The sequence below is a fragment of the Streptomyces sp. NPDC056883 genome (assembly GCF_042788835.1).
Classification (GTDB): Bacteria; Actinomycetota; Actinomycetes; order Streptomycetales; family Streptomycetaceae; genus Streptomyces; species Streptomyces stoeckheimensis.
In genome coordinates this window covers 1,091,895-1,118,758 of the sequence record NZ_JBHUBS010000001.1, presented here as the reverse complement: position 1 = coordinate 1,118,758, position 26,864 = coordinate 1,091,895, and the positions used below count along the sequence as shown (strand labels likewise).

Below are 26,864 nucleotides of genomic sequence, written 5' to 3'. Positions count from 1 at the left end.
CCCCAGGGCTCCGCCCTGGGCAAGGGAAGGTGGGCGCTTCGCGCCTCCCACGCTCGCGCTCCGCGCGAGCGGATGCGGTTCGCTCCGCTCACCGCTAGGCGGAGCCGCTCCGCGACCCCGCCAACAGCAGGGGAGCCGGAGCGCCTTCGGCGCCCCGGCGGCCGGCCTCCGGCCGCCCTGTGGCCTCCGCTCCGCTCCAGCCACCACACGCGCTCCGCGCGTGCGCCACAACCGGCAGCAAGAGGAGAGGGGGTGACGGGGCGTTGCGGGAGGGAATGTGGGGCGTTCGATGAGTCAAGGGCTCATTCTAAAATGCGTCAAACTGGAGCAGGGATTGATTATGGACTGAGGCACATGCAGCGGTCAACCTTGACAGAGCGCGAAGACTGGTTGATGAAAAAGGGCAGCCGGATCGAGCAAACAGGCTGCTTCGGTCGATCCAAAGTTAACCAATTCGGCAGATTGGGTGAGATGAGAAAAGCAGCAGAATGATTCAGTCCAGAATATCGAGACTCGGGTTCGCTGAAAGGTTGGAGCCTGGAGGGTGGAGAACGGGCCCGGAGGGCTTCAGGGGACAGGGGTGGGTCCCGAGACCCCAGACGCCGCGCGAGGCGCCACAAAGGCCACCTGGAGGCCTTCACGGCCCCACGGAACTCCTGACCGTGGATGACGCAGGCGCCAAGGCCAGCTTTGGGACTGGAGAGGGTGCCGGCTCCTTACGCGCCCGCGAGGCCCTGGGCGCGCCCTTCGCGCGCGCGTGCGTCTTAGGGAAAAGAGGGCCACTGCGCGAAACAGGCCTTGACCTGCAGTTTCGCGCAATGGCATGTGTCGGCGCTGACACATTGACCTGCAGAAATGTGTCCGTGGTGCCACACCGACACCCAGATTGGCCAAGCTAGCTTGTACAACGAAGCATCGCAGCTGGTGGGAGCTGGTTTTGAGGAAGCACTCCCCCGCAGGGTGTGTCGGTGGCGACACCAAAGCGACACGCCAGCATGTACAAATCTGCCAACTGTGGTTGGACAACTGCTAGGGTCCGTCGCGACCGTCAAGATCGAGGAACAGGACGACCGTCGATGGCTCCCCAGCCAAAGCGCCCTGCCTCCGGCCGCAGCAAGGGCCGGATCGCCGCCGTTCAACCGGGAGGTGACAGCGCCTTCCGCGAGACCCTGTCCTCCAAGCTGGGGCAGAACATCAAGCCGCCGACCCGGAAGCGGCCGGTGCAGCAGATGGACGTCAAGGTCCGGTACACGTACCGGGCGCCCCACGAGATGTACGGCGAGTCCGGCTACAGCGTGGTCTCCAATGACTTCCTCGCCGACGTGCTGGCCGTCCTGATCGCCCAGCACGGCATGTCGCCGATCCAGTCCGCGGTCCTGCTGTGGTGCATCGGCCGCCAGCGCGAGGGGTGGCTGAAGGCCACGCACAAGAAGATCGCGGACAAGCTGGGCGTGGAGCGGTCGAACGTCACCCGGGCGCTCGGGCGGCTGGAGGAGTGGCACATGCTCCAGCGCGTCGACACCGGCTTGATCTTCGTCAACCCGCTCCTCGGCTTCGAGGGCAACGGCGACGTCCAGCAGGAGGTCCTGGAGGCACTGCGCAACGGTGCAGCAGAAGGCGCCTTCCCTGAAGTGAAGCCCCCGCCGGCGCCGCGTAGCGTGCAGCTGGAACTCGGGTCCGAAGGCGGGGAAGATGAGGGTGTCGACAAGAAGGGGCAGGCATGCTGATCCAGGCGAGTGCCGGTTTCGGAATGCTCTACCGGCTGGACCTCACCAAGGCCGCCATGGAGCTGCTGAGCGTCCTCATCGAGCGCCAGGAGCCCGGCGGTGAGGTGAACGCCTCTCAGGCCGAGCTGGGGGCCCGCGTGGGCCTGTCCCGCAACTCCGCGAACACCGCGATGGCGCTGCTGGAGAGCCGGAACCTGGTCCTGAGGCCTGAGAACCGCAAGTACCGCACGTACTACCTCCACCCCTACGTCGCTTCCTACGCCTCTCAGGAGGAACTGGAGGAAGCGATCGAGGATGCCTCCGAGCGCATCGCCACCGGCGAGCTGCCCGAAATCACGGCTCCCTTGTACGAGACGGCCCCGCCTAAGCGTCAGCCCCAGGTACCCCTGCGGGCGGTCCGAGCTGCCGGGTAGGGCGGCCTCCCAGGCCGATGCGGCGCCTCGCCCTCATCCCGAGGGAGCGGCGCCGCTTTCGCGTGCGATCACGGAGCCGCCCGGATGTCAGGCGGCTCACCTGATGCCGGGACCCTGCTCGGGTCACCGATCTGGTGAACTTCTTCAGAGCTGTTCTCCAGGCATGCCGCGAGCCCTAACGTCCGTGCCATGACGACAGAGTTCCGTGAGCGCTGGCCCGAGATTCTCGAAGTTGTGCGGCAGCGGCGCCGATTCTCCTGGCTCTTGCTCAGCCAGAACGGCAAGCTCGCGAACGTTGACGGCCAGGTGGTGACGGTCGCCTTCCCGAATCAGGGCGCCACGGACAACTTCGTCAGCACCGGCAGCGACCGGGTTCTGGCGGACGTCTTGGACGAGCTGCTTAGCGCCGGCTGGCGGGTGGAGTGCACGGTGGACCCCGACGCAACCCCCAGGACATCCGAGGCCCCGCGCAGGACAGCCTCCAGGACGCCCGGGACTCCGCGCCGGCGGACCGGGCCACCCGTGGACGACAGCGTGAGTCTCGACCATCTTCCAGTCGCCTACGGGTACAACGAGGATGACGACTCGGGATACGGCCCTGGGTCCTACTTCGAGCACGCCATGGGCAAGGACTGAGTGGGCGGCTGCTGCGGCATCGGCAGCGAGCTCCTCGGCCCAGTGCCTCCAAGGAAGTGGAAAGGAAACCACAGCCCGACTCCACGAAGGCGGTTGTGGTTCAGGTGTATAAGCAGGGTTGAATTCCAGTGGCTTAAAGTCCAATATTGCGGATTTCGAGGTCTGCGAAGAGCACCTCAAGGTCACGTGCCGGCCACCGCCGACCCGAATATATTTGTCGCCTTCTGTCGATGAAATGAGTCATTGCGGTGCTGCGTCCGTCGCTCAGGCCCCCAGGAGGCCAGGATTGCGACGGCGCCCGAGGGGGGATCTATCGCCTGGGCGGCGCGCACTCCTGATGTCCAAGAAGCCTCCAACTCGCCCCGATCCAGGGCGCCCTGACGGTGCCCCTGCCGGTCAGGCAGTCTTCAGCGCAGTGGTCGGCAGGGCGATGACGGCGGCCTGCTTGGCGGATTCGAGGGCAGCGCTGAAGCTCGCGGCGACGGCTGCTGCTTCACCGATCAGGCCTTCGATCTCGGCGATGGCGAGGCCGTCGCGGGCGGTACGGGCAAGGAGGTCGAGGACGTCTCCACTGCCATCTGTGAGCCGCTGAATCTGCTTCAGCTCTTTGAGCTGCAGATCCGCTTCCGCGACTTGGCTGGCGTATGCCTCCAGGGCGATGACCCGTCCTTCGATGCCGGCCAGGCTCAGGTCCAGGGCCCGCCGCCGGGCTTCGAGGACGGTGACGACCTTCTCCCCGTCAGCATCCTTCGGTGCCCTCCTCACGAGCCGGCTGTACTCCCGCAGGGACTCAGCGATCTCCCACTCCTGCAGCGGCAGCGAGACCTCGTTTCGCTGCCGGTCGATCAGCCCTTGCTGGCTGACCGCAGACTTGAGGACCGCGCTGGCCGCCGTACTTGCCCGGGACAGGAGAGCGCGGCACTCCTCGGTCAGCCCTTCCCAGAGCATGTACTGATCGCGTATGGCGTGCATTCGATCGCGTCGGGCGTGGTTGTGCCTGCGCTGCACGACTGAGCTGGCAGCCCAGCCGACGACCACGACGGCGCCGATGATCAATGACCCCCTCAAGAACGGCTCGAAAGCTGGAGGGGTCGTCAGCCACAGACCGGTCCAACCGGCCGCGGCCATGGCGGTGTCGGTCCGAGCTGGAGCGAGCAGACCCCACCAGGCGCTCCGGCCGCGGTGCGCCTTGGGGTTCCGAAGCACCCTCGGCTCACTGGCCAGCAGCAGCCTCCGCATGTCGTCCGGCACGTCTGGGCTGATGATCAGCTCAGGAGTCGTGACGATGCTGGCGCCCGGCGGCCGGCTCGTGTTCTCGTTCAACGTAGCGTCCCCCCTCTTGAGCTGGGTGCAGTCGGTGTGCGACCACGTTCTCACGCACCGACTACACGACAGCACCCTCCCCAGCCAGCTCTGCGCCAAGCGTCCCGGGAACTCGCCTCGATCGTGCAGGCGCTCCGAGGCGTCGTTGACGCGGCCTTTGGCCTCAGGAGTTCCGGGACGCGATCAGGCGGTTGGTTAGCTCCACCGTGCCCAGGTACCACCAGAAGATCCAGTCGAGGAATGCCTCGTCGTATTCGGCGCGCTGATCGGCTCGTCGATGGCGCAGGTCGAAGCGGTTGGCGATCTCAAAGAGGGCCCCTTCGTCCTTCCCGAGCTGCTCCTTGATCAGGGCACGGCGCTCCTCAAGGACACGGCCGAGGTTGAAGATCGCCGACCGCTTGCTCTCGGGCGACGCCTCGCGGCTGCGGAAGAGGGCGATGGCGTGCCGGACGTCGGCGGTGATGTCGGGCGGGCTGTCGTTGAGGGTGTGGTGCACCAGGGCGCTGCGGACGTCGTCGGTGATGGCGATCAGGCGGCCCAGGTCCTCGCCCTCGGCGGCCAGCTCGTAGTCCGTTCCAGCTGTGCGCAGTAGCTCGTTGACCTTCGTTCGGTACAGGATGCGGGCCGGCCCGTTGTGGAACTCTGAGTGGTGCCAGCCGCAGCTGCCGTAGGGGTGGAAGCGGCGCATTCGGGGGCGGCTGACGAGGTCGTGGAGGACTTCGATCAGACCGTAGAAGGTGTCCTCGTCCCAGGTCTCGGGGGCCAGGGGCCACAGGTCGGGAATGCCGAGGCGCCGTTCGATCAGCGCGGAGCAGTCGGGCATGTCGTTCGGGTCGTCGATGCATTCCTCGCCGAAATGCTCGACGAGGTAGCCGTTGTCCTCGAAGCCACCGATGATTCTGGCGAAGTCTCGGCGGGCGTCTCGCGCGGTGCTGCCGTCGACGGATATGCCGCGTCCCTGCCGCTGCGGCCAGTAGGGCCGGGGCGCGGCCGCCGGCCGGATCTCTGCGGCGCGGCTGATGAGCTCGGAGAACCAGTCGTGCTTCGTCACCACGACGGACCGGCTGCCCCATCCAGGGGCGGTGGTGGCCCAGGGGTCGTCGTTGTGACCCGAAAGCTCACCGAAGTCCGCCACGGCCGTGGACCCGGACAGGGCCTCGGTCATGAGCCACTCTGCGCGTTCTTCCCAGGAGGAGCCGGCTGTCTTGAGGAGGCGTTCTCCCTCGGAGACGAATAGGGCCGGGGGCCAGAGGAGTTCGTAGTTGCTCAGGTCCAGGCTCACCGCAGCATCATCCCCCATCTGCTGCGTGTCCGAAGCGGCTCCGTGGGGTCCGGTCCCGGCGTGAAGCCGGGACCGGACCGCTGGGCGACCTACGTGCCCATGGACGCGGCGAGCGCCGCAGGCGGCGCGGCCAGGTCGATGCACGGGTGGGCGTTCCCGTCCTGCGGAGAGAGGAGGCGGGCAGCCCATCCTTCCGCAGCCCGAACGATCTGCGGCGTCGCATCGGAGCGGATCGGCAGAACGGTCAGCAGGGCCCATTCGGCCTGCCGCTCCCGGCCTTCCGTCGGGTGCTTGTGGTGCTCGGCGAGCCGAGCACCCACCGCTGTCCGTTCCTGGCGGTCCACGCTGCCGACGTAGCGGCAGCGGCACCGGACGTCCCAGGCGATGTACACCGCGTTGGCCTCGTTGATGCTGCGACGGACCGCTTCAGCCGTGGCTCGGGAGGTCAGGCGGGTCGAGAGCCCGCCACCCTGGTCCAGGGCGCTGGTGTCGAGCAGCGGGGCCATCGTCCGGAGTACGGGCGTGAGCTGGCGGAGGATCTGCCGGGGGATCGCGGCGGGGCTCACTCGTCGTCGTCCTCGTCGTCGTCCAGGTCCAGCAGGCCGGTCGGGTGGGGGCCGTAGGCGATGAGGAGCTCGTCGATCTTCTTCAGCTGGTCGCGCATGGTCTGCACGCCCTCGGAGCTACCGAAGACGTCGCGGGTGCGGATCTGGCTCAACTTGGCCAGCGTGTTCGCGGCCTTTACGGCGCTCTTGATGCCCCCGTCCAGGAGCCGGCGCTGACGTACGTCCTCCGCGGTGCCGTCGTCGCCGGTGCCGCTGCCGTCGCGCTGCTTCTGGTTCTCGGCGGCAATGGCGGCCTCGGCCTCCACCGGGTCCGCGGCGTAGACGAGGTCCCACTCGTAGACGATGGTCACCATCGCGCCGGCCTTGTCACGGCGGGGGTCGCCGTCGCGGACGAGAACTCCGTCGATGTGGCGGTTGGCGGTGTGGAACTGCTTCGGCAGGATGGCGGGGTCGGCCGCCACGTGTGCGTACGCGATGGAGTGGAGCATCCGCAGCCCACCGAGGGTGGACGCAAGCATGTGCAACATCTTGTTCGGCACGGCACGGAACGGCGCCTTGCCGCTCTGACGGGTGGCCCCGAGCTTGGAACCGCGGTCGCGGGAGATGTAGCCGTCGAGGATCGCCGCAGTGCCTCCCAACACGGTCAGCTCAGCGATGGCGCCGGACTCCCCGGCTTCGGCGCGCTCGAGGATGTCGTCGAGGACCTTGAGCGGGTCGAAGCCGGTCGTCAGTTCCCACGGGCTCTTCCACACCGTCTCGGTGATCGTGCCGCCGTTGCCGAACGTGCGGACGGCCTGGTCGATGTTGGGAGAACTCCGGTAGGGAGACAGGGCCATGGGCGCCATGTGGGCGCTGATGCGCTGCCGGTCGGCCTTGCCCATGCCGAATTCCTGCTTGATGATCAGGTTCATCTGCGTGGCCGAGCCGGCCAGCACGACCTGCTGGTGGAGGGCCGAAGCCCACAGCCGATGCGGCGGCAACTGGAGCAGGTCGTGCATCTGCCCGGGGCCGACCTGGCCGAGCAGCACCTTGTAGGCGGCTGCCTTGATCAGGCCGTTCCCGGACGCGTGCCGGTAGACGCGCTGCATGCCCTGGGTGTGCTGGGCTCCGTCGGTCCAGGGGGTGACGTGCACGTGGGTGCTGGCCAGGAGGTCGTCGCGCGCAGCGACCAGGTCGGGCAGGGCCGTGTTCTCCTCCGTCTGGGCGCCGACTACGACGGTGGCCGGGAAGGTGATGGTGTGTCCCTCCCGCCGGGTCGCCTCGGTGAGCAGCGGCTCGGCGAGACCGTTCCGGACGCGCGTGGCCATCTGCGTCACCATCGTCCGGATGGAACGGTGATCGGCCGGCCGACGCGGTCCGTGGTGGTCGACGGGACCGATCACGGCGGCCGTGCAGGCGGCCGCCGCGGCGTCGATGTCGCCTCCGGTGCGGGCCAGCCACATGCTCACGAGTCGGCTGTTGCCGTCGCCGGTGACGAGGTAGGTCTCCGAGGTGCCGTCGTCGAACACGACGCGCACCAGGAACAGGGTCAGCGGCTCCTTGACGCCCTGCTGCAGCACGCTGTCGGTGTAGATGTTCTGCTGGCCCTGGGCCTCGTACGTCTTGCGCATGCTGTCGACGACCACGGCGGCCAGGGCCTTGCGGTCGGCGACGCGGACGACGAACATCGCGCGCGGCTGTCCGCTCTCCTCGTCAACCAGGGTGTCGTAGGTGACCGTCCCCCTCGGGGAGGGGTCGACGTCCATGGCGGTGCGGACCTGGTGCAGCCACCGCTGGTTGACGAAGTCGGGCAGCACGTTCATGTCCAGGTAGCGCGAGTGCGGCGGGATCACGTAGAGGGTGCCGCCCACGACCGGCTTGGCGAGGAGGAGGCCGGAGTCCGCCATCTCTCCGTGCGCCTCGACCAGCTGGCGCAGCCGGTGCGGATCCACCACGCCGCCCGTGACCACGCTGACCGCGTCGTCGTCCAGCGAGTTCACCGGGTTGTTGAGGAGTGCCTTGCGGGGACCGCGCAGCTGCGTCACGGAGACCGGGTCGGGCACGTGATTGGGCCGACGCAGCGAGGGAGGCAGGTTGCCGTCGTCGAGGTCGTCGAAGTCGTTGAAGTTCACGTAGAGCCCTTTCAGGGACCAACGCGCCGCAGGAGCAACCTGCTGTCCTGGCAACCGTGCCGAGGATTCCACTGCGCGCTGTCGCAAGGGCAGCGAGCGCCGTCACGTTCCCTCGCCGGCTCTTTGTCCGGGACGTCCCGTGCCGACCGGCGTTCCACGGGACTAGGCGAGCTGCTGGTCAGCCAGGTCATGTTGACCTGAACTCCCGTTGAGACGGGTGCCAGCCGCCCTTCACGCAGCAGGTCGAACCCTGCCACGTGCAGTTCCGTATATCCGGAGCGGTGCGCGGCCGACACGCAACTTCCATGTCGGCAGCGGAAGCGTAACGCACCGTCACCCGGATGCTCAAGCAGTGCACTTCAGGAGCCATCTCGTCCGTCGGCGTGCCTGATCGCGCCCTTCCCGAGGCCCTGAACGCCGTCCTGGCTGGCGAGACCGCCTCCCGTTTTCGGGGATCTAGAGCTGGACGTCGATGTGGTCGACGTCGGTGAACTCGACGAGGAGGCCGCCTGCGCGGCGGCCGCGGTCCTTGAAGTAGATCTCCTGGAATCCCTCGGCGGCGATGTCGAGGAGCTGCTGCTCGGTGGCGCCTTGCTCCTGGGCCTCGAAGAGGCGGGCGGCGTAGGCGGGGGGCAACGCCTGGGTGAGGTGGCGCATGCGGCCGTCGTCGGTGGTGCCGGCGGCGGCGGTGTAGCCGAACCGGGCGCGGGTCTCGATGACGAGACCGCCGCTGGTGGCGGCGGCCTTCTTGGCCTTGGCGCGGATCTGGGGCTGCCACCGCTTGCGGACCTCCCCCGTGAGACGGGCTGCGAGCTCCGCACGGGGCCGCTTGAGCTTCCCGGCGATGTACCGCTCCACGGTGCGCTGGGAGACGCCCAGGACGTCTGCTGCGGCCTTGGTGCCCTTGAGCTGCTTGACGAGGTACTTCATCTGCGCCTGCGCCGACTTGGGCGCGGCGCGTGTGAACGCCTTCGCCACCGCCTGGTCGAGGCTGTCCCCGAGCTTGCCCATCGCGGTCTACTCCCCGTCGTCCGTGGCGGTGTTGCCGCCGCTCTTGATGATCCGGGCGATATTGGTGTGCGGCCCGTCCTGCTCGTACTGGGACTCGGCCCAGAGGGTGGTCTGGCTGCCCTCGTGCTTGACCAGGCCTGGGGTGACGCCGAGGCGGAACTCGCCTGGCCCGGGGGCGGCGGGCAGGAAGTCGAGCGGGCTGGGTCCGTCGGAGGGGTAGACGATGCAGTCCGAGTTGATGGCGACCGGGTACAGGCCGCGCGCGGCCATCTTCATGATCTTGCGGTGCATGATGATCCGGCTCGTCGACAGGACGGCGGCGCGGATGTCGGGGCGCCAGGTGGGCCTCGACAGCGCCGGCCACGGCTGGCCGGGCTTCGTGTCGCGGGGGCGCTCGCGGAGCTTGCCGATGCCGCCCTTCGCGGTGGCCTTGATCGCGCGGAGCACCATCGTCAGTTCCGGGTCCACGGTCTTGGAGGCGGCCATCGCGTCGAGGAACGCCTGGCCCTCCAGGTCGGTGGTGACGCCGAGGTCGGCCATCGTGGCCAGGTAGGCGTCCTTCAGCCGGGTGTACCAGGGGTCCAGGTAGCGGCCGCTGTCCGGGCGCAGGTGCGCTTCGAGTGGCGTCACCGGGAAGCCGAGTTTCGTGGCGTAGGCGACGGTCGGCGTCGCGTACCAGGCCGGCCCTTCCGGGCGCTCGCCGGTGCGGGTGAACGGGCTGGGCAGACGGGGGTCGAGTTCCACGTGGGAGAGGTCGACGAGCCACGATCCGGGCGTCTTCGAGTCGAAGGCCGGGGTCTTCACGTGGATGGGGGCGCCGAGGCCGACCATGGTGCCGTTGGCGGCGGCGGCGAAGGCCATGTTCACGTCGATGCCGACGACATGGCTCTTGAGACACTCCTCGTCGGTCAGGGGCCGGCCCCAGTCGTAGGTCTCCTCCATCAGCATCTCGGCCGGGCCCCTCTGGTGGAAGCGGGGCAGGTCGGCGAGGAGGGGGTGGCCGTCGGGCACCTCGCACGGCACCGCGTCCAGGATGCGCTCCGAAAGCGAGCTGGGAATCCGCTCGCGTACGAACTTGCCCTCGGCGTCGGTACGGAACTCGCCGGTCTCCTCGTCCCGCGCGCGCCGCGACGGCGGCCGCAGGGCGGTCATCAGTTCCAGGCCGGTGACGGCGGTGGTTCCACGCGGGGTGAGGACCCGGGTCGCGAACGTGCCGAGGATCCGCGCGAGCTCCGGCGCGGGCAGCGTGGTGGGCAGAAGGCCCTTGTCCCGGTCCCCCCACTCTCGGACATCGAGAGCGTCCCAGGAGACGACGCACAGCTGGACGCAGCGCCGCTGCCCGCTCTCGGCAGGCCGGTAGATCCGTGCCCACGGGCCGAAGCCACGCTGGGTGAGCTGCCAGTCGGCCTTCGCCAGTTGCTTGAGGACCTTGTGACCTTCCGGCAGCCGGCCAGCCTGGCGCTCCGCATCGCTGAGCTTCGCGGGAAGCCCGTACCGGACGGCGGCCGCCTCGGTGAGTACGACGAGCGGATCGCTGTCCTTGCCGAGCGGGTGCAGCCGGGGTGCGCCGAGCTTCGAGTGGGTGAGCGTCCATTCCACGAGCGACGGGAGGGACTTGGCGGGGACGTCGAGAACGAGGCCGTTGACGCAGTACGCCGACACATCCCCGTCCGTGACGTCCAAGACCGCCAGCGGCCCGTTCTCGAACCGCGGGGCGGGGGCAGCGGCCGCTGCAACGGAAGGGGAGATGCTCTTCGCGGCCGTCTTCGGAGCCGTCCGCTGCAACGAAGGACCGGGACTGGTGGCCTCCGTATGGTCCGGAGCGGCCTCCACCGCCGGGACGACCAGCGTCGGCGGCTCGGCAACGGGCCGATTCGGAGGGGGCAGGACGTGGGCGGCCGGCGCCGCCGGCGCCATCGCGCGCGACTCCAGGGCCTGACCCGAGGTCGGTTCCGGCGGTGTCGCGGACGATCCGCTGTCCCCGTACGAGCCAAGTGCCGAAGAGGGGAAACGTGCGGCCAGGCCCTCCAGGAGCCGGGCGTAGGCGGCGCGCTTCGGCGGCCGCGGCTCGGTCCGGCCGGCCTCCCAGTTACCCACTGCCTCACGGCGGGCCTGCAGCACCTTGGCGATCTGATCCTGGCTCAGCCCCGCCGCCTCACGGAGCCGTCTGCGCTCTGCGGGGGCGGGCAGCACGTCCTGTGCGACCTGCTCCAACAGCGCATCGACCGCACTGAACAGCTCGTTCTCATCCGTGGACACAGGGGTCACCTCCACCGACATCTTAGTTCAATCGCGCGTGGATCGCGCAATGGATCGCGCAATGGATCACTCAGGGGGTGGAGCGCCGTGTGCCGCAGGGGTGTCGTGCTGTCAGAGTTCTCGCAGGTCAGAGACCCAGAGCGATGCTTCAACGACCAGTTGCTCGGGCTGACACACTCGCTGCGGCTTCGGCGCCGGTCTGTTTGCGCGGGACATGCTCGTTGGCCACACACCGTCTTTCCACGTACCGGGGATCCGTGATCCTCTGGGCCTGCGGATCAAGGGGGACGCTGTGGACAAGGCACGCCTGTACCAGAACGACACGATCGGCAAGAGGGTCTTCGCCCGCGAGATCGACGACGAACCCTGGTGGCGTAGCCAGAAAGTTCCGCTGATCTGCCCTTTCTGCGGAACGCGCGTGGTGTCTCAGCGCACCACCGTGGGCCGAGCTCCCCGGGGAGCACTCTTCCGGCTCGCAGCAGACCAGCTTCACGAGGCCGTCTGCCCCCTCAACCCAACCGAGGTCCTCCAGAAGATCGCCCACGGCTCCCAAGGCGTAGCCACCATCCACGGCGATGAACTTCACCTGGCTCTGCCCGACGACATGGGCCAGATCGACGCCACGGCCCCCATCGCCGACCCCGGCGCCACCGGCAACGGCGGCTCCTTCGGGGTGGACATCTCCACGGTGCACCCCCTGCTGCCCCCGCTGATCAACAGTGCGGTTGTCATCGCCCGCTTCCTGCAGAAGCACGGCTTCGACGCCGACGTCGTCGCCCAGTTCAAGGTGCGCCGCCGTGGCGAGAAGGCGGCGGTGAGCTGGAGCGAGTTCTGCCACGGACCCGCGCCCGCCGATCAAGCCCGCCTCCACGAGCGGCTGGCCGGCGGGCTGAAGCCGAAGCACCCGGTGGCCGTCTACGGTCGCGTCACCACGGTTGAGTACGACGGCCAGGACAGGCCGGTCCTGCGTCTCGCGGACGGGAGCGGCTTCACCGTACGCATCCGCTCCCAGCACCCCAGCCTTCTGTCCCCGCTTACCGTCGGCACCTATGTCCTGGCCGTCGGCACCTGGAAGGTATGGACACCGCGCCGGGGCAGGCCCGAGCTGCAGCTTTTCGCCGAAGAACACTGGCAGCTCGCCCACTGGACCTACGACAACGTCACCGGCCGGAACAGCGCGCCCGCCTGCCCTCCACCGCTCTCCCTCGCCCAGCGCGCCCTTCGTCAGGCCCGCACAGCAGCCGCCACACCCAAGCCCTCACTGGGGAGAGCTGCCGGGCCCTCCCCCAGGCCCCGGTCGAGCGAACCGCGCCCGCCCATCACGCCCGCCCCGGCCGCTCGACCGCCGATCCCGCCGGCACCGGCCGATCCCGTCGCGGCTCCTGCCGCCCACCCGAAGCCGACTGACCCGCCAATTCCCGCCGTACCTGAACCTGCACCAGCACTCGCCCCACCTGAGCTCCCCGCTCCGGCAACGCCGCTTCCGCCGCCCCGGCCTGCAGTGCCGCCGCGGCCAACTGCAGTGCCCCGCCTCGCGCGACGGGGCTGGTGGCTGTTCGGCCGCCGGCGCTGAACAGCGGACGGCGGCGGCCCTGTGCTCAGCCGGTCGCGCTCCGGACCGTCACCTCTCCGTTGGAAAGGGAGAGCCCCGCGTACTGGTCGACCTCGAACGGCGCGCTCCCCGAATCTGCGGAGCGGTCCTGCCCTGATTTGCCGTCGAGGACCACGGATCCGTTCGAGGTTCTGCCGTATGCGGCACCGTGCCAGAAGGCCGTCACCCGGGGGATCAGCCGTCCGGAGCCGTCGGGCAGCTGCCACAGCTTCTGCATGCTCGACGCGTTGAAGACGACGATGCTGCTGGTGCTCCCGCCACCGGTCTCGAGCGCGCACAGCACGAGGGACTGCTCGTCGTATCGGCAGATCCACGACCCGCCGAGCTTCTCGGAGTTGTCGGCCGTAGCCCGCACGGCACCCGTGGCGGCGTCGAAGATCGTGAGCTTCGCGGCGCTGCTCGTGGCCAGCATCCCGGGACCTGCGGCGGAAACGGGTAGGGGGCCCTTGCCCTTCAGCGCCGTCCAGCTCGGCTGCCCGCTCTCCACCGCGAAGCCGGAAATCTGGCCCTGCATCACGTCGGTGGACTGGGAGCCTGCCACCACGCCATCTGCGAGGACGGCGGCGCGGAAGCCGGGCTGCTTCCAGCGCACGCTGCTGTCCTGCCGGCTCAGCACGTATGTCGCGTTCGAGGCCACCACCACGACGTTGTCGTTGTCGACGGCGACGACCTGCGGAGCCCGGACCTCGCTGAGACTGACCGGCCCTCCCGACACCGGCTGGAACTCGGCCGTCCAGATGGATTTGCCCGTAGTGGCGTCTACGGCGAGCACCTCGATGACGTGGCTGGAGGGTGTGGTCCCCTGCGCCTTGACCGTCCGGTCGAACGCCGCGAGTACGGTCGTGACTCCCTCAGAGGCTTTCACCAGAGGAGCAGTGCGTTCGTGGCCGAAGCCGCCCAGCTCGGGAGGGTTCTTCGTGTCGGCCTCCCACTTCGCGGCGCCGGTCTCAGTGTCGATGGCCTTCAGGCCGCTCTCCGCAGTGACGTAGGCGGTTCCGTCGGCCAGCGTCACCGCGGGCCGGCTCGCATCGCCGCTGCTGGTGCTGGGCTGACGCGCGTCCGACAGGTCCACCCGGCTCGTCCCGGATCCGTCGAACTTCAGGGGCGGATCGAAGGCACTGCGAGCGGGCCTGGTTGGCGAGGGGGAGTGGACCTGCGGGTTCCCGTTCTTCGCGGGCTGCTTGAGGTCCTCGCCTCCGCAGCCCGTGAGCACTGAGCTGGCTACGACGGCGCCCAGCGTCAAGCCGACGAACCTTCTCGAACCCCATTGAGACGGCATTTCTCCCCGATCGCGTGTCTGACCAAATGGTTCGGCCAACCATATTCGCCGGGTTGATCAAGGGGCTGTGGTTTCCCGCAAAGCTGGCTCGGCTTTCGGGCGTGTCCGGAGATCAGGCCTCTACCAGGCCCAGCGCCGGGCAGAGGTCGAGTTTGAGCCGGTGAAACGTGCTAGCACCGGATGCGGAAGTGGCTGTTCCAGACGCAGTCCGGTTCCTCGGGCCCGAAACCGCCGGAAACCTAATATCAACTGCCCCTGAGGGGCCAGCGCAGATGGTTGCGGAGATTTTCAGCCTTTCAGGTTCCAGATTTGGCCAACCCTCTGAGGGGCTACTGGTCCGTAGGCGAACTGACGAGGCTCCGCGCCCAGGCGCCGCTCGTCGTGTATTCCTGCTGCCGATGTCCGACCTTTCGGACTTAGTTCCGAGGAGACCTAGTCGGTGTGCGAAAACATGCCGGTTTGTTCCCATCGCGTGTCCGTGAACTGCACTAACCGCTTTCGGTGTTGACCAAACTCTGCGTAACGTGTGGGAAGGTCCGGCTGGATGTGGCGGTTGAGGTTTAAGCGCGCAACGGCTTGCGGCTGCCTGCGCCAGCAGATTCTGGCTCGGTTCTACGGGGAGGTAGCGGTACCCATGGCACTTGTTGAACTGCGCCGTCGGACCGGAAGGAATCGCAGCCGGTCCATCCCCCTATTCCTCGCCGCCTGCGCAATCTTCACTTCAGCCTGCACCTCGTCCAAGGAACCCGACAGCAAGGCGAGCACGCCCGTCAGCCCGCCCGTATCCACAGCACCAACCAGCAAGGCGCCAGCTGATCCGGCGGAGACCGCGAAGGCGGATGCCCTCACCGCCTATAAGGGGTACTGGACGGAGGTGCCCAAGGCCTTCGCGATTCCGGCGATCGAGGGTACGGACCTAAAGCTATATGCCGCCGCTGAGGCCCTCAGTAAGGCCGAGGCGACCGTCGGCAACCTGACGAAGAACGGCAGGGTCATGACCGGCGAGCCTGTCGTCTCCAGTTCCACCGTGACCTCGGCCGAGCTGGAGAAGAAGACCCCGAACGTCAAGGTCTCCAGCTGCCTGGACGTATCGAAGTGGCAGATCGTCGACAAGAAGACGGGGCAGCCGGCTCCCGTGGCTTCCAGCCCGGTGAGCAAGTACGTCATCACCAGTCTTCTGGAGCGATGGGACGGCTCGTGGAAGGTGCTCAAGTACGAGCTGCACGCGGATCAGCCGTGCTAGCCCGTCGGTACGCCGTGCTCATCCTTCCCTTTGCGGCTGCGCTTACTCTCCCCACCCCAGCTGCTGCCGTGCCGCCCGGGTGTGATGCCGACTTCGTCTGCCCGATCGTCATAACGCCTCCAGGTCCCGGCGCGACGCACCCGCCGGGCGGCGGGGACACTGGCGGTGGTGGTGGCGACACCGGGGGTGGGAAGGGCCGGTACACCTGCACCTACACCCTGGCGGACCCGCAACCGGCAGACGACAGCTCGCTGTGGGGGCCTAACGGCCGGCAGCCCGGTGTCTCGATGTACTTCGAGGACTGCCTCGACAACGTGACCGGCATGCACGAGGTCAGGAACATCTTCACCACGGCCCCGCCCGGCGGCGGAGGCCCGGTGATCGACCCTGCGGTCGTCGCGCAGCAGGCCGTGGACAAGATGCTGCTGCGTCCGCCGGCGATCGGGATCACGCCGAAGCCGGGCGGCACGGGCGTGGTCGGCATGCCGGTCTACATGTGGACCGCGACGGGCCCCGAGACGTACGGCCCGAACGTCGCGTCCGCCTCCATCGGCCCGGTCAGCGTCACGGCCACCGCCAGGGTCAGCAAGATCGTGTGGAACATGGGCGACGGGAAGTCCGTCACCTGCACTACAGCCGGGACCCCCTACAAGGCGGAGTACGGCAAGACGCCCTCACCGGACTGCGGGCACCGCTACACGGCGCCGTCGTCCACCGCAGGCGGGAAGTACCACGTGACCGCGACCTCGACCTGGTCGATCGACTGGCAGGTCACCGGCGGCGCCCAGGCCGGGCAGCTCACCGAAGTCCGCACCACCTCCGTGGACATCACCGTCGCCGAGGTCCAGGTCCTCAACTAGCACGTCGCACCTGCTCTTCCCCGAGAGGCACCCGTATGGAATCCCCCGTCGCCCCGCCGGTGCCGCGCCCCGCCGGCCCGCGCACCGACCTGCCCATCACCACCGCCGTCCCCGTCAAGCGCCAACGCCGCTACGGGGTCGCGGCCCTGTGCACCGTGCTGGCCGTCGCGGGTGCGCTCGGCGCCGCCGCCGCGGTCACCTCGGTCGGCGAGCGCACCAAGGTCCTCGCGATCGCGCAGGACGTACCGGCCGGGCAGGCGCTGACCGACGCCGACGTGGTTATCGCCGAGGTTTCCGCCGACGCCGCGCTCACCCCGTTGCCCGCTACCGACCGTGCCTCGGTCATCGGGAAGCGCCCGGCCGTGGACCTGCGCAAGGGCGGCCTGCTCCTGGCCTCGCAGCTGAACGCGGGCACCGGGCTCGGAGACGACAAGGCCCAGGTCGGTGTACAGATCAAGCGCGGCCAGGCCCCGGCGGGCGCCCTCGTCCCCGGCGACAAGGTCCTCGCGGTCACCGTGCCCGCCCAGGGTGAACAGGGCAGCGGGAAGGAAGTCGAGGCCCCGCCGGTCTCGGTGAAGGCAGTCGTCGTCTCCGTCAGCCGGCCAGACGCCTCCGGCGCGGTCGTCATCAACCTGGCCGTGGCCGTCTCGGACGGCCCGCTCCTGGCCACCCGGGCCTCGGCCGGCCGCGTCGCCCTGGTCCGCGAAGCACGGAGCACCTCATGACGGTGACCGCGCTCGTCTCCGCGAAGTCCTGCGGCGTCACCACCAGCGCCCTGGCCCTCACCCTTGCCTCGTCGAGGCCCTCGCTGCTCGCCGAGTGCGACCCGGCCGGGGGCACCGTCCGCGCCGGCCTGTTCGAAGGCCGGGTCGATGCCTCGTACGGGCTGTACCACCTGGCGGCCGCCGAGCGCGCTGGGGACGACGCGCTCGCGCACACCTTCGCCAGCCACCTGATCCCGCTGGACGCCTCCGGCAACCGCAAGGTCCTGCCCGGGCTGACCGACCCCGGGCAGGCCGCCGCGCTGGGCCGGACCTGGCCCGCGCTCGCGCAGGTGATGCGGGTGCTCTCCGATGAGGGCGGCTACGACGTCGTCATCGACGGCGGCCGCATCGCCCTGGAGTCCGGCAACCTGCACCCGGTCCTGACCCCGGCCCCGCTGCTCCACGGCGCGGACCTGGTCCTGCTCGTCGTACGCGGCACGAAGCAGTCCCTTTCGCTGGCCCGCCACATCGTCGAACCCCTGCGCAGCGAACTCGCCGAGCGCGGCTCCGGAGCGGACGCCCTGGGCCTGCTCCTCATCGAGGACGGAGCTGTCCGCGCCCACGAAGTCGCCGACACCCTGCGCCTGCCGGTCCTGGCCACGCTGCCCTTCGACCCGGAGACCGCCAGCTACCTCACCTACGGCGGGCCCCCACCACGCAGCAAGCGCGCCACCCTGCTGGCCCGGGCCCGGACCGCGGCCGAGGACTTCCGGGCGGCGTCCTCGCGCCGTGCGCTGCAACGCCAGTACCCGCAGCCGGCCGCAGCGGCGTACCCGCAGCTCTCGGGTGTGCTGCAGCGCCTGAACCAGGGGGCGGGTTCGCGTGGCTGACACCCACCAGCGCCCCGGCCCCGCCGCTGCCGGGCCGGCGGACATCACCAGTCTGCTGGCCGGCCGCATCGGCCCCAGCCGCGCTCCCGGCCACAGCCTGCCGCCCGCGGCGCCAGCCGCGCTGCCCGCGGTCCCCGCGACACGCCCTGCGGCCATTGCAGCGCCGGCCGGAGCGGCCTCGGTCCCCCGACTCGCCGGGCTGCCCGGTGAACTGCCCGTCACCTGGGACGTCATCGAGTCCCTGCAGGCCGAAGTGTCCCGCAGCCTCACGGCCGAGGACCCCACCCGGCTGCTGGATGACGAAGACCGACGGGCCCGGGCCCGCTCCCTGGTCAACGCGTCGGTCGCGAACTGGGCGACCCTCTATGCCCAGGGCAACACCCCGCTGAGCTCGCTGCAGGAGCGGGCGATAGGCGATGCCGTCTTCGACGCGATGTTCCGCGGCGGCCGGCTGCAGTCCCTCCTGGACCAGGACGGCGTCGAGGACATCATGGTCGACGGTCTCACGGCCCACATCGAGTACTACGACCAGCCCCGGCGCACCATCGACAAGGTCTCCGACTCCCACGGCGAGCTCATCGCCTGGGTCAACAGGATGGCCGGCCTGTCCGGGCACGGCGAACGCTCGCTGACCCAGTCCACCCCGAACGTCGGCTTCCGTATGCCCGATGGCTCCCGCGTCACGGCGAGCCTGCTCACCAGCCGGCCCTCCGTGGCGATCCGTAAGCACCGGATCCGCGAGCACGGCCTGGACAAGCTCCTCGAGTGGGGCACCATCAACCCGCTCCTGAAGGCGTTCCTGATCGCCTGCGTCCAGGCCAAGCTGAACCTGCTGGTCGTCGGCGACATGGGCGCCGGCAAGACGAGTCTGCTGCGCGCGCTGGGCCGCGAGATCCCCGCGAGCGAGCGGCTGGTCACCCTTGAGTCGGACCGCGAGCTCTACCTGGACGACCCCGGTCCTCCCGAGAAGCCCGGCCCTCTCACCTTTGCCTTTGAAGCCCGTCAGTCCAACGGCGAGGTCCGAGGCGGCGACAAGGCCGGCGCGATCTCCATCTCGGAGATGTTCGAGACCGCCCTGCGGTACAACGCGACCCGGGTGATCGTCGGAGAGGTCCGTTCCAAGGAAATCCTGCCCATGCTCGACGCCATGTCCTCGGGCGGCAAGAGCTCCATGTGCACCCTTCACGTACGCCGGCCCCACGGCATCATCAGCCGCCTCGTGCAGCTGTGCACCAACGCCGGTGTGCAGACGGAGGCGGCCCACCACTTGATCGCGTCCTCCATCGACGTCGTCATCTACCTCACCTACCTCGACGAGACCGCGATCGGCGGCAGGAAGCACCGCTTCGTCAGCCACGTGTACGAGATCCACGACGTCGTCGGTGAAGGCGGCCGGCCCACCACCACCGAACTCTTCGCCCCGCAGGGCAGCGAGCGTCGCGCCGTCTACCGCAACATGCCCTCCTTCATCGACTCCCTCGAACTCACGGGCAGCTTCTACCGGCAGTGGCTCACCGCGCACGAGCCCGAGAACGCCTGGGGACCCGCTCTGCAGCTGGTGAGCCGATGACCGCATCTACCTGGGAGGCCCGGTGAACTCCAGCCAGCTGGCCCTGGTCGCCGCCTTCTGTGCCGTCCTGATGGTCCTCGCGGGCATCGGCGCCGTCCGCTCCTTCCGGGGACGCATCGTGGACCCGGGCAAGCCCGCGACCCGTACGGCCGGGCGGCTCCAGCGGGCACGATCCGAGCTGCCCGCGGCCTGGCAGAGCCGGTGGCGGCACCTGTGCATGGCCGCCGCCGTGGTCACGCTCGGCGTGTGGGCGTGGACGGGCTGGCCCGTCCACGGCCTGCTCGCCGGCGCCGCTGTCATCGGCCTGCCCTTCCTGTTGAACCCGGGCACGGCTGCCGAGCAGCGCATCGAGCGCCTGGAGGCGATCGGGCAGTGGCTCAACGGGCTGGCGGGCATCCACACCGCGGGCATCAGCCTCACCCAGACCATCCGCTCCAGCGCCCGTAACGCCCCCGGCCCGATCGCGCCCCAGGTCCGGCTGCTGTCGGAGCGGCTGCGGTCGGGGATGGACGCCAAGCTGGCGTTCGCGGGGTTCGCCGACGAACTCGCCGACGGGGTCGCCGACCACGTGGTGCTGCTCTTCCAGTCCCACGCCGTCTACAAGGGTCCGGGCCTGTCCCACGCGCTCGAGGCCCTCGCGGTGACGATCCACCAGCAGGCTGCCGACGCCCGGGACATCGAGTCCGACCGCGCGAAGGTCCGCAAGTCCTCCAGGATCGTGTCCGTGGTGATCTGCGTGGTCTTCATCGGCTGCATGCTCAATTCGGCCTGGTCCGCCTGGTACCAGTCCCCGCTGGGGCAGGTCGCCCTCGCCATCCTGGGCGGCCTGTTCGCCTGGACGCTGTCCTGGCTGCGCCGTGCCGCCCGCACCAAGCCCGACCCGCGCCTCCTCAACCCCCTGCCGCAGCTCGCGGACCCGGCCACCCTGTCGGGAGGACTCCGATGATCCCTCTCTCCGCGATCCTGCCGGCCGCAGCAGCCGGCGCCTTCGTCGGCCTGGCGATCCGGGCGCTGAGGCCGGCCCGGCCCGACCTCGCCACCGCTCTGAACCGCCTCGACGTCGCCCACACCTCAACCCGTCTGACCCACGCTCCCACCGAGGGAACCGGGTCGATGCCCGAACGAGTCGGTGTCAGGATCCTGGCTGCGGCCGGCGACCGGATCGCCCTCCCGATGCGGGACTTGGCACTCCTGCGCATCTCGCCCGCCGAGCACCTGGGCAAGCGCTTCCTGTTCGCGCTGTACGGGCTGGTCCTGATGCAGCTCGCGGCAGCGTTCCTGGCTCTCCTGGGCGTCGTCTTCCCCTTCGTCATGCCCGTCGGAGCCTCCCTGGCACTGGCCGTGTTCTTCTGGATGTGGCCGGTCCGCGAGGTCAAGAAGGACGCCGCCGCAGCCCGCCTGATCGTCCGGCACGCCGCTGCCTCCTACCTCGACCGGGTCGCACTCGCCCGTATCGCCAACGCGGGCGCAGCCCAGGCCCTCACGGAGACAGCGGAGGTCGGTGACGGCTGGATCTTCGAACGGATGCGGCAAGCCTTCGCCGAAGCCGACCTGTCCGGCACCACCGTCTGGGACGCCCTCAAGCAGCTCGGGGAGCAGCTCGACATCCCCGAACTGACCCGTCCCGCCGACACCCTCGCCCTCGCGGGCGACGGCGCCGCCGTCTACACCACGCTCCAAGCACAGGCCCGCCAGCTGCGCGTCGCGATCCTCGCCGACTCCAAAGCCCAGGCCAACGAAGCCTCCACCGTGATGGTGCTGCCGGTGACGTTCGGCGTGCTCCTCATGCTGATCTTCGTCATCCTTCCGCCCATCGTCTCGCTGTTCAACGGCTGACCCCAAAGGGAGAAAAATCATGAACCTGCGCCCGCTGACCGTCCTGCTCGCCGCCCGCTGGGAGCGCCTGCGGAAGAACCGCGGCGACGCCGGACAGACCTCGGCCGAACTCGCGCTCATCGCCGGAGTCGTCATCGCCATCGCCATCGCCGTCGTGGCCGCGATCAAGACCTTCACCGACGCCAAGATCCCCCTCATCGGGGCCTGAACCACAGCACGAAGAAGGGGAGCGGAGTGAAAGACCAGGACAGCAGCCGATGGGGGCGCCTCCGGGCACGCCTGCAACAACGAGGGGACCGGGGCTCGGGCAGCGTCGAGCTCGCCGTCCTCGCCACCATCGTGCTGGTCCTGGCCTTCGCCGCGATCCAAACCGGCATGTACTTCCACGCCCGCAGCGTCGCCCGCTCCGCCGCCGTCCAAGGTGTGGAAGCCGGCCGGCAGATCGGCTCCGGCCCGGGCGACGGCATCGCCCAGGCCCAGGAGCTCCTCGCCAAGTACGGCAGCGTGCGCGGCGCCACCGTGTCCTCTGAAGGCAGCGGCGCCGAGCAGATCCGCATCACCGTCCGCGGCACCGTCGCCACCCTCGTCCCCGGCCTCGAGCTCTCCGTCGTCCAGCACGCCGAGGCACCCGTCGAGCGCTGGGTCGCGGCCCCGTGACGCGGGCACGGCGCTTCACCTGGCGCGAGCGCGGCGACCGGGGCAGCTACTCCGTCGAGACGGTCATCCTCGCGCCGGCCATCATCGGCCTGATGCTCCTCATGATCGCGTTCGGGCGGGTCACCGACGCCTCCGGCGCCGTCGAGTCCGCCGCCCGCGCGGCCGCGCGAGCCGCGTCCCTTGAACGGGATGCCGGGACCGCTCAGGCCGCCGGGTCGGCGGCAGCGGCCCGCAGCCTCACCGGAGAGGGAATCCGGTGCGCCTCGTCCAGCGTCTCGGTCGACACCTCCGGCTACTCGCTCGACCTCGGCCAGGACGCCACCGTCCGGGTCACCGTCTCCTGCACGGCTCCGCTCGGCGAGATCGGGCTGCCCGGCCTGCCGGGATCCCGCACCCTCCAGTCGTCCTGGACCAGCCCGATCGACAGCTACCGAGGCCGCCAGTGATCGCCATCCTCATCCGCTGCGCCGCACGGCTGCGGGCCCGCCGCTCTGACCGCGGCTCGCTCTCCCCGTTCTACGCGGTCGCCGCGCTCGGCATCATCATGATCATGGGGCTCCTCGTCGACGGCGGCGGCGCCCTCAACGCGACGAACCGCGCAACCGGCCTCGCCCAGGAAGCCGCCCGCGCCGCCGGCCAACAGCTGAACGTCGCCCAGGCCGTCGAAGGAACCGCGATCACCGTCGACCCCGACGCCGCCATCGGAGCAGCCCAGGACTACCTCGCCGCCCAGAACGTCCAGGGCGAGGTGTCGATCACCGACGGCGGCCAGCGCCTGCAAGTCACCGTCCGCGACACCTACCAGACCAAATTCGCCGCGTTCGTCGGCAAGACGGCCATCAGCGTGTCCGGCACCGCACACGCCCGACTGCACACCCAAGCTGGAGGCTGAGCCACCGTGGCCACCCGAACCCCCGCTCCACTCCGCGCTCTCGGCCGCCTGTTCCGGGCGCTCCTGGGCCTGGTCGCGCTGATCGCGCTCGTCGCCGGCATCCCGATCCTCCTGCTCGCGGTCGGACACCAGCCGACCGAGTTGGCCGCTGGCTGGGACCTGCTGACCCAGCAGGACGACGGCAGCCTGTTCCTCACAGCCCTCACCTGCATCGGCTGGGCCGCCTGGGCCCTCTTCGCGTTCTCCACGCTCGTCGAACTCTTCGCACTGCTGCGGCGGCAGAAGGCACCCCGGCTCCGGGGGCTGGGAGGTCTGCAGTCACTGGCCGGGTTCCTGATCGGCTCGATCGTGCTGCTCGCCCCGGCGGCCGCCGCCAACGCCGCAACCCCTCCAGCAGCCGCCACGGTGAGCGCCCTCCAGACGAACGCCTCGGGCGGAACGAGCGCTACCTCGACACCAGCGTCCTCCAACAGCTCCGCGGCGCCCGCGCCGAAGCACACCGTGTCCTCTTCGACGGAGCTCCCCTGGGACCTGGCCGAGCAGTATCTCGGGGACGGAAAGCGCTGGAAGGACATCGCAGCCCTCAACCCGACCATCCCCGAACTCGTCGCCGGCGACCAGTACCTTCCCCAGGGCGTGGTCCTCACTCTCCCCGCCGACGCGCACCCCGCAGGGCCGGCGGCTGCCCATACTCCCCCGTCACCCGGGGAGCAGTCGGCGCCCGCTGCGGCCGGTCCCTCCGCGGCCGTGCCGGCCGCGGGCACTACCGAGACGGTGCAGCCGGCCGACACCCTCTCGGACATCGCCGACCGCCACGGTGAAGCGGATGACTGGCCGGCCCTCTTCGAAGCCAACCGCGGCAAGCCGCAGCCCGGCGGCGGCACCTTCACCGACCCGGACCTGATCTACCCCGGCCAGGTACTGGACCTCCCGCAGTCCTGGACCACCACCCCGCCGCCCACCACAGCAGAAGTCCCCGCGAAGCCCCCCGCAGCAGACACCGACACGCACACCCCGAGCCCCGGTACAGATGAGCCATCGGACCAGGCACAGCAGCCGGCACCGCCCTCGGCTACCCCTGCCACTCCCCCGCCGAGCAGTGCCGCACCCAGCACACCGGCACCGGTCGCATCACCGACGCCCACGACGCCCCACCATGAAACGCCGGAGGCAACTGTGGCAGAGGACGAGGACTCGGACACTGCCCTGCCGGCCGCCGTGTTCATGGGGGCAGGGGCACTGGCGGCGGCTCTGGTCGGAACCCTCACGGTTCGCCGGATCCTCCAGCAGCGCCGGCGGCGACCAGGCCGACGCATCGCCATGCCCAGCGGTCGCGCCGCCGAGACCGAGCAGCAGCTGCGAGCCGCGCAGCACCCCACCGGGTTCGCGCTCCTGGACCGGGCCCTGCGCAGCCTCGCCCTCAACCTCGCCGGAACCGGCCGCGACCTACCCGCGATCGAGGCGGTTGTGGTCCACGACACGAAGATCGAACTCCACCTCGCCCACGACAGCGCACCGATGAAGCCCTTCACCGCAGCGGTCGCACGCCAAAGCCTGTGGACCTGCTCAGCGAGCAGCCCACACCTGGCCGACGATGACGCGCTGAAGACCGCGGAGGTCCCCTACCCCGCGCTGGTCTCCCTGGGCTGGGACACCGCGGGTCACCTGGTCATGGTCGACCTCGAGCACATCGGCATCCTGCACCTTGGCGGCGACGCCGACTTCGCCCAGCACGTCCTGCAGGCCATCGCCGTCGAGCTGGCCAGCACTCCCCTGCCCGGACACCTCGAAGTCACCACGTACGCCGACGCCGCGGCCGGCCTGGAGACCGCGGTCCCCGAACGAGTCGTCCGCGCCAGCTCACTCAGCGAGGCTGCCGACGAGCTCGTCGACCACACGGCCGACCAGCGCCGGACCCTTGCGGCCCTCGGCGCGACCAGCCTGCGGGCCGCTCGCCTCCTCGACGACGCGGGCGACTCGTGGACCCCGCACATCCTCCTCGCCCAAGACCTAGCCCACGGGGATGTCCCCACCTTCCTGCTGGACGCCCTCACCGCGACGCCGCGCGCCGCCGGCGCCTTCGTCGTCTCCGGCACCGGAGGGAGCGCCGCCGCCGGTTGGAGCCTGGACTGCCAGGGACCCGACGGCATCGTCATGCTGCCGGGCTCCAACCTGCCCATCCGTCTCCAGGGATTGAACGCCGCGACCTTCGCCGACGCCATCGAACTGCTCACCATCGCGGACACCGACACCGATGTTCCGGCCCCTGCCGGGACCAGGAGCGACAACGATGAGGACGACATCGCCGGGATCGATATCGACGGCGCCCAAGGGCATCCGGTTGAGCCCGGGCAGCCGAGCGAGGACCTTCTCCTCGGTGCGGACATCGACGGACTCCCCGACGAGTACGACGAGCCCATGCCGGACGACGCGATCAGCGCGGACCTCGCGGAGGCCTCGGAGGACCAGGACGACGCCGGCCCCACCCCTCCCACGGCCAACACTCCGCTCACACCGATCACTGGCGAGGCGGCCGGCCCTGTGGGCCTGACCCTCGCCGACGTCCTCGCCGAAGACGACGCGCTCCCCACGAAGACTCTCGGCAGCACAACGCCCGCCTGCTCCGCAGCCGGGCCGGCTGTCCACGTGACCATCCCGGAACCGGCACCACTGCCCCCGGAATCCTCCGACGCCCAAGGTGCAGCCGAGGACGAGCCTGCGCGAACCGAGTCCGCTGACGCGGCAGCACCTTCAGTGCTGCTCCTTGGGCCCGTGCTCATCGAAGGCGCGACGGGCCGGATCGACTCCAGCCGCCGCACCGTCAGCACCGAACTCATCGCCTACCTCGCCCTGAACACCGGTGTCGACCACCACGCCATCGACAACGCCCTGTGGCCCGGTCACCTCGGCAACCCGAGCATGCGCAGCGGAGCCGTCTCCCGCACCCGCTCCTGGCTCGGCAAGGACGCGGAAGGCAAACCCCACTTCCCCCTCGTCCAGGACACCGGCGACAGCCGATACCGCCTCGGACCCGCAGTCACCTGTGACTGGACCCGCTTCCAGCGCCTCGCACACACCGGGCTGGCCCACCACGACGAAGACGGCGACCTCGCACTGCGCCGCGCCCTCGCCCTTGTCCGCGGACGCCCCTTCGAAGGCACCAACCCCCGCCGCTACGCCTGGGCTGAACCCGCGATCCAGGAGATGATCTCCACCATCACGGACGTCGCCCACGAGCTGTCCACCCGGCGCCGCGAAGCAGGCGACACGGCGACCGCCCTCTGGGCCGCAAGGCAAGGCCTCCTCGCCTGCGAGGAGAACGAGGTGCTACACCGCTGCCTCTTCCTCGCCCACCACACCGCCGGCGACCTCGGCGCGCTCCGCGACGCAGCCGCCCGCCTCGCACACATCAACGAGCAACTCGGCGGAGACGGGGGCGTCGACATGGAGGCCGAGACCAGCCAGCTCCTCCAGAACCTTCTGCCACGCCCCAACCCTGCTCGTACACGTTCGCGCCAGTCAGCTGCATCGGGCTCGGCGTAGGACTCGCGACCGCTGTTCCTTCACGCTCACCCCGGCCCTCGGCGGTGACGGCCGCGTGGCCGCCACGGTAGGGAGGAAGTCGACGTCGGACTGTCTCGCCAAGAGCAAGGGCCCGGCCACCCCCGAAGGCGGGTGGCCGGGCCCTTGCCGCTTCCATTGGAAACGGCAGTCGAGTCCCGTCGGGGATCATCAGCTTCCGGTAGCCGGATCGGTCATGACCAGTTGACCGACGAGGCTCAGATCGGTCACCGGTCGCAGATTCGTGCTCGACCGCACCCGGCCGGTCGTCGGTCACGGCATCGGTCACCGGGCCATCAGCCATCGGTCACGGCATCGGTCACGCCTTCATAGGTCACGGCTGGCACCCTCGGGGACATGGTGTGGCCGATGGCCGGGCTCCGGTATCGGTCACTCCTGAAGCGGCGGTCGATGAGCCGCTCACCGACCGGA

The 26,864-nt window shown here is 69.7% G+C and carries 23 protein-coding genes; 16 read left to right on the top strand and 7 right to left on the bottom strand.

What is annotated here, in order from left to right:
* Positions 1–1,076: 1,076 nt before the first annotated feature.
* From ACFRU2_RS05395 to ACFRU2_RS05385, 3 genes are all read left to right on the top strand, one after another.
* On the top strand, positions 1,077–1,727 hold the full coding sequence (locus ACFRU2_RS05395) for a replication/maintenance protein RepL (protein ID WP_382967773.1): 651 nt from the start codon (positions 1,077–1,079) through the stop codon (positions 1,725–1,727).
* Complete coding sequence (locus ACFRU2_RS05390) at positions 1,721–2,140, top strand: hypothetical protein (protein ID WP_382967771.1); 420 nt, start codon at positions 1,721–1,723, stop codon at positions 2,138–2,140. Before ACFRU2_RS05395 ends, ACFRU2_RS05390 begins: the two co-directional genes overlap by 7 nt.
* A 189-nt stretch (positions 2,141–2,329) precedes the next feature.
* Entirely contained in the window at positions 2,330–2,776 is a 447-nt protein-coding gene (locus ACFRU2_RS05385) for a hypothetical protein (RefSeq protein ID WP_382967769.1), read from the top strand.
* A 396-nt stretch (positions 2,777–3,172) separates the two neighbouring features.
* On the opposite strand, the gene ACFRU2_RS05380 is transcribed toward ACFRU2_RS05385, so the two are convergent.
* The 6 genes from ACFRU2_RS05380 to tap all read right to left on the bottom strand — a co-directional run bounded on the left by ACFRU2_RS05380 (position 3,173) and on the right by tap (position 11,349).
* Positions 3,173–4,099 (bottom strand): hypothetical protein, encoded by a 927-nt coding sequence (locus ACFRU2_RS05380; RefSeq protein WP_382967767.1) that lies wholly within the window; start codon positions 4,097–4,099, stop codon positions 3,173–3,175.
* Between the two features lie 163 nt (positions 4,100–4,262).
* Positions 4,263–5,381 (bottom strand): hypothetical protein, encoded by a 1,119-nt coding sequence (locus ACFRU2_RS05375; RefSeq protein WP_382967765.1) that lies wholly within the window; start codon positions 5,379–5,381, stop codon positions 4,263–4,265.
* 89 nt (positions 5,382–5,470) lie between these two features.
* A complete protein-coding gene (locus tag ACFRU2_RS05370) occupies positions 5,471–5,947 on the bottom strand; it encodes a hypothetical protein (RefSeq protein WP_382967764.1) in 477 nt (158 codons plus the stop codon).
* The gene (locus ACFRU2_RS05365; protein ID WP_382967762.1) at positions 5,944–8,058 is read right to left on the bottom strand and encodes a hypothetical protein; all 2,115 of its coding nucleotides are present in this window, start codon (positions 8,056–8,058) and stop codon (positions 5,944–5,946) included. The genes ACFRU2_RS05370 and ACFRU2_RS05365 overlap by 4 nt, the downstream gene beginning before the upstream one ends.
* Before the next feature lie 456 nt (positions 8,059–8,514).
* Positions 8,515–9,069, bottom strand: a complete 555-nt coding sequence (gene tpg, locus ACFRU2_RS05360) for a telomere-protecting terminal protein Tpg (protein ID WP_382967760.1) — start codon at positions 9,067–9,069, stop codon at positions 8,515–8,517.
* A 6-nt stretch (positions 9,070–9,075) separates the two neighbouring features.
* Positions 9,076–11,349 (bottom strand): telomere-associated protein Tap, encoded by a 2,274-nt coding sequence (tap, locus tag ACFRU2_RS05355; RefSeq protein WP_382967758.1) that lies wholly within the window; start codon positions 11,347–11,349, stop codon positions 9,076–9,078.
* 271 nt (positions 11,350–11,620) lie between these two features.
* Here tap and ACFRU2_RS05350 point away from each other — a divergent pair, with 271 nt between their 5' ends.
* Positions 11,621–12,901: a hypothetical protein gene (locus ACFRU2_RS05350; protein ID WP_382967756.1), complete on the top strand. Its 1,281-nt coding sequence runs from the start codon at positions 11,621–11,623 to the stop codon at positions 12,899–12,901.
* A gap of 25 nt (positions 12,902–12,926) precedes the next feature.
* Here ACFRU2_RS05350 and ACFRU2_RS05345 read toward each other — a convergent pair whose 3' ends face one another.
* Positions 12,927–14,183: a PQQ-binding-like beta-propeller repeat protein gene (locus ACFRU2_RS05345; RefSeq protein ID WP_382967754.1), complete on the bottom strand. Its 1,257-nt coding sequence runs from the start codon at positions 14,181–14,183 to the stop codon at positions 12,927–12,929.
* Between the two features lie 670 nt (positions 14,184–14,853).
* On the opposite strand from ACFRU2_RS05345, the gene ACFRU2_RS05340 reads away from it, so the two are divergent.
* The 12 genes from ACFRU2_RS05340 (at position 14,854) to ACFRU2_RS05285 (ending at position 26,414) form a co-directional block, all read left to right on the top strand.
* Positions 14,854–15,462 carry a hypothetical protein gene (locus tag ACFRU2_RS05340; protein ID WP_382967753.1) on the top strand — a complete coding sequence of 203 codons (609 nt, stop codon included), beginning with the start codon at positions 14,854–14,856 and terminating at the stop codon, positions 15,460–15,462.
* A 287-nt stretch (positions 15,463–15,749) separates the two neighbouring features.
* On the top strand, positions 15,750–16,322 hold the full coding sequence (locus ACFRU2_RS05335) for an ATP/GTP-binding protein (RefSeq protein WP_382967751.1): 573 nt from the start codon (positions 15,750–15,752) through the stop codon (positions 16,320–16,322).
* 35 nt (positions 16,323–16,357) lie between these two features.
* A complete protein-coding gene (locus ACFRU2_RS05330) occupies positions 16,358–17,047 on the top strand; it encodes an SAF domain-containing protein (protein WP_382967749.1) in 690 nt (229 codons plus the stop codon).
* Entirely contained in the window at positions 17,044–17,916 is an 873-nt protein-coding gene (locus tag ACFRU2_RS05325) for a hypothetical protein (protein ID WP_382967747.1), read from the top strand. The genes ACFRU2_RS05330 and ACFRU2_RS05325 overlap by 4 nt, the downstream gene beginning before the upstream one ends.
* Positions 17,909–19,486 (top strand): CpaF family protein, encoded by a 1,578-nt coding sequence (locus tag ACFRU2_RS05320; protein ID WP_382967745.1) that lies wholly within the window; start codon positions 17,909–17,911, stop codon positions 19,484–19,486. Before ACFRU2_RS05325 ends, ACFRU2_RS05320 begins: the two co-directional genes overlap by 8 nt.
* A gap of 22 nt (positions 19,487–19,508) precedes the next feature.
* Positions 19,509–20,432 (top strand): type II secretion system F family protein, encoded by a 924-nt coding sequence (locus ACFRU2_RS05315; protein WP_382967744.1) that lies wholly within the window; start codon positions 19,509–19,511, stop codon positions 20,430–20,432.
* Positions 20,429–21,322: a type II secretion system F family protein gene (locus tag ACFRU2_RS05310; protein ID WP_382967742.1), complete on the top strand. Its 894-nt coding sequence runs from the start codon at positions 20,429–20,431 to the stop codon at positions 21,320–21,322. Before ACFRU2_RS05315 ends, ACFRU2_RS05310 begins: the two co-directional genes overlap by 4 nt.
* Positions 21,323–21,341: 19 nt before the next feature.
* Positions 21,342–21,530, top strand: coding sequence for a hypothetical protein (locus ACFRU2_RS05305; protein WP_382967740.1), 189 nt, complete (start codon positions 21,342–21,344; stop codon positions 21,528–21,530).
* Positions 21,531–21,556: 26 nt separating this feature from the next.
* On the top strand, positions 21,557–21,979 hold the full coding sequence (locus ACFRU2_RS05300) for a TadE family protein (RefSeq protein WP_382967738.1): 423 nt from the start codon (positions 21,557–21,559) through the stop codon (positions 21,977–21,979).
* The gene (locus tag ACFRU2_RS05295; protein ID WP_382967736.1) at positions 21,976–22,425 is read left to right on the top strand and encodes a TadE/TadG family type IV pilus assembly protein; all 450 of its coding nucleotides are present in this window, start codon (positions 21,976–21,978) and stop codon (positions 22,423–22,425) included. The genes ACFRU2_RS05300 and ACFRU2_RS05295 overlap by 4 nt, the downstream gene beginning before the upstream one ends.
* Positions 22,422–22,871: a pilus assembly protein TadG-related protein gene (locus tag ACFRU2_RS05290; RefSeq protein ID WP_382967734.1), complete on the top strand. Its 450-nt coding sequence runs from the start codon at positions 22,422–22,424 to the stop codon at positions 22,869–22,871. Before ACFRU2_RS05295 ends, ACFRU2_RS05290 begins: the two co-directional genes overlap by 4 nt.
* Before the next feature lie 6 nt (positions 22,872–22,877).
* Positions 22,878–26,414 (top strand): LysM peptidoglycan-binding domain-containing protein, encoded by a 3,537-nt coding sequence (locus ACFRU2_RS05285; RefSeq protein WP_382967731.1) that lies wholly within the window; start codon positions 22,878–22,880, stop codon positions 26,412–26,414.
* Positions 26,415–26,864 lie beyond the last annotated feature (450 nt).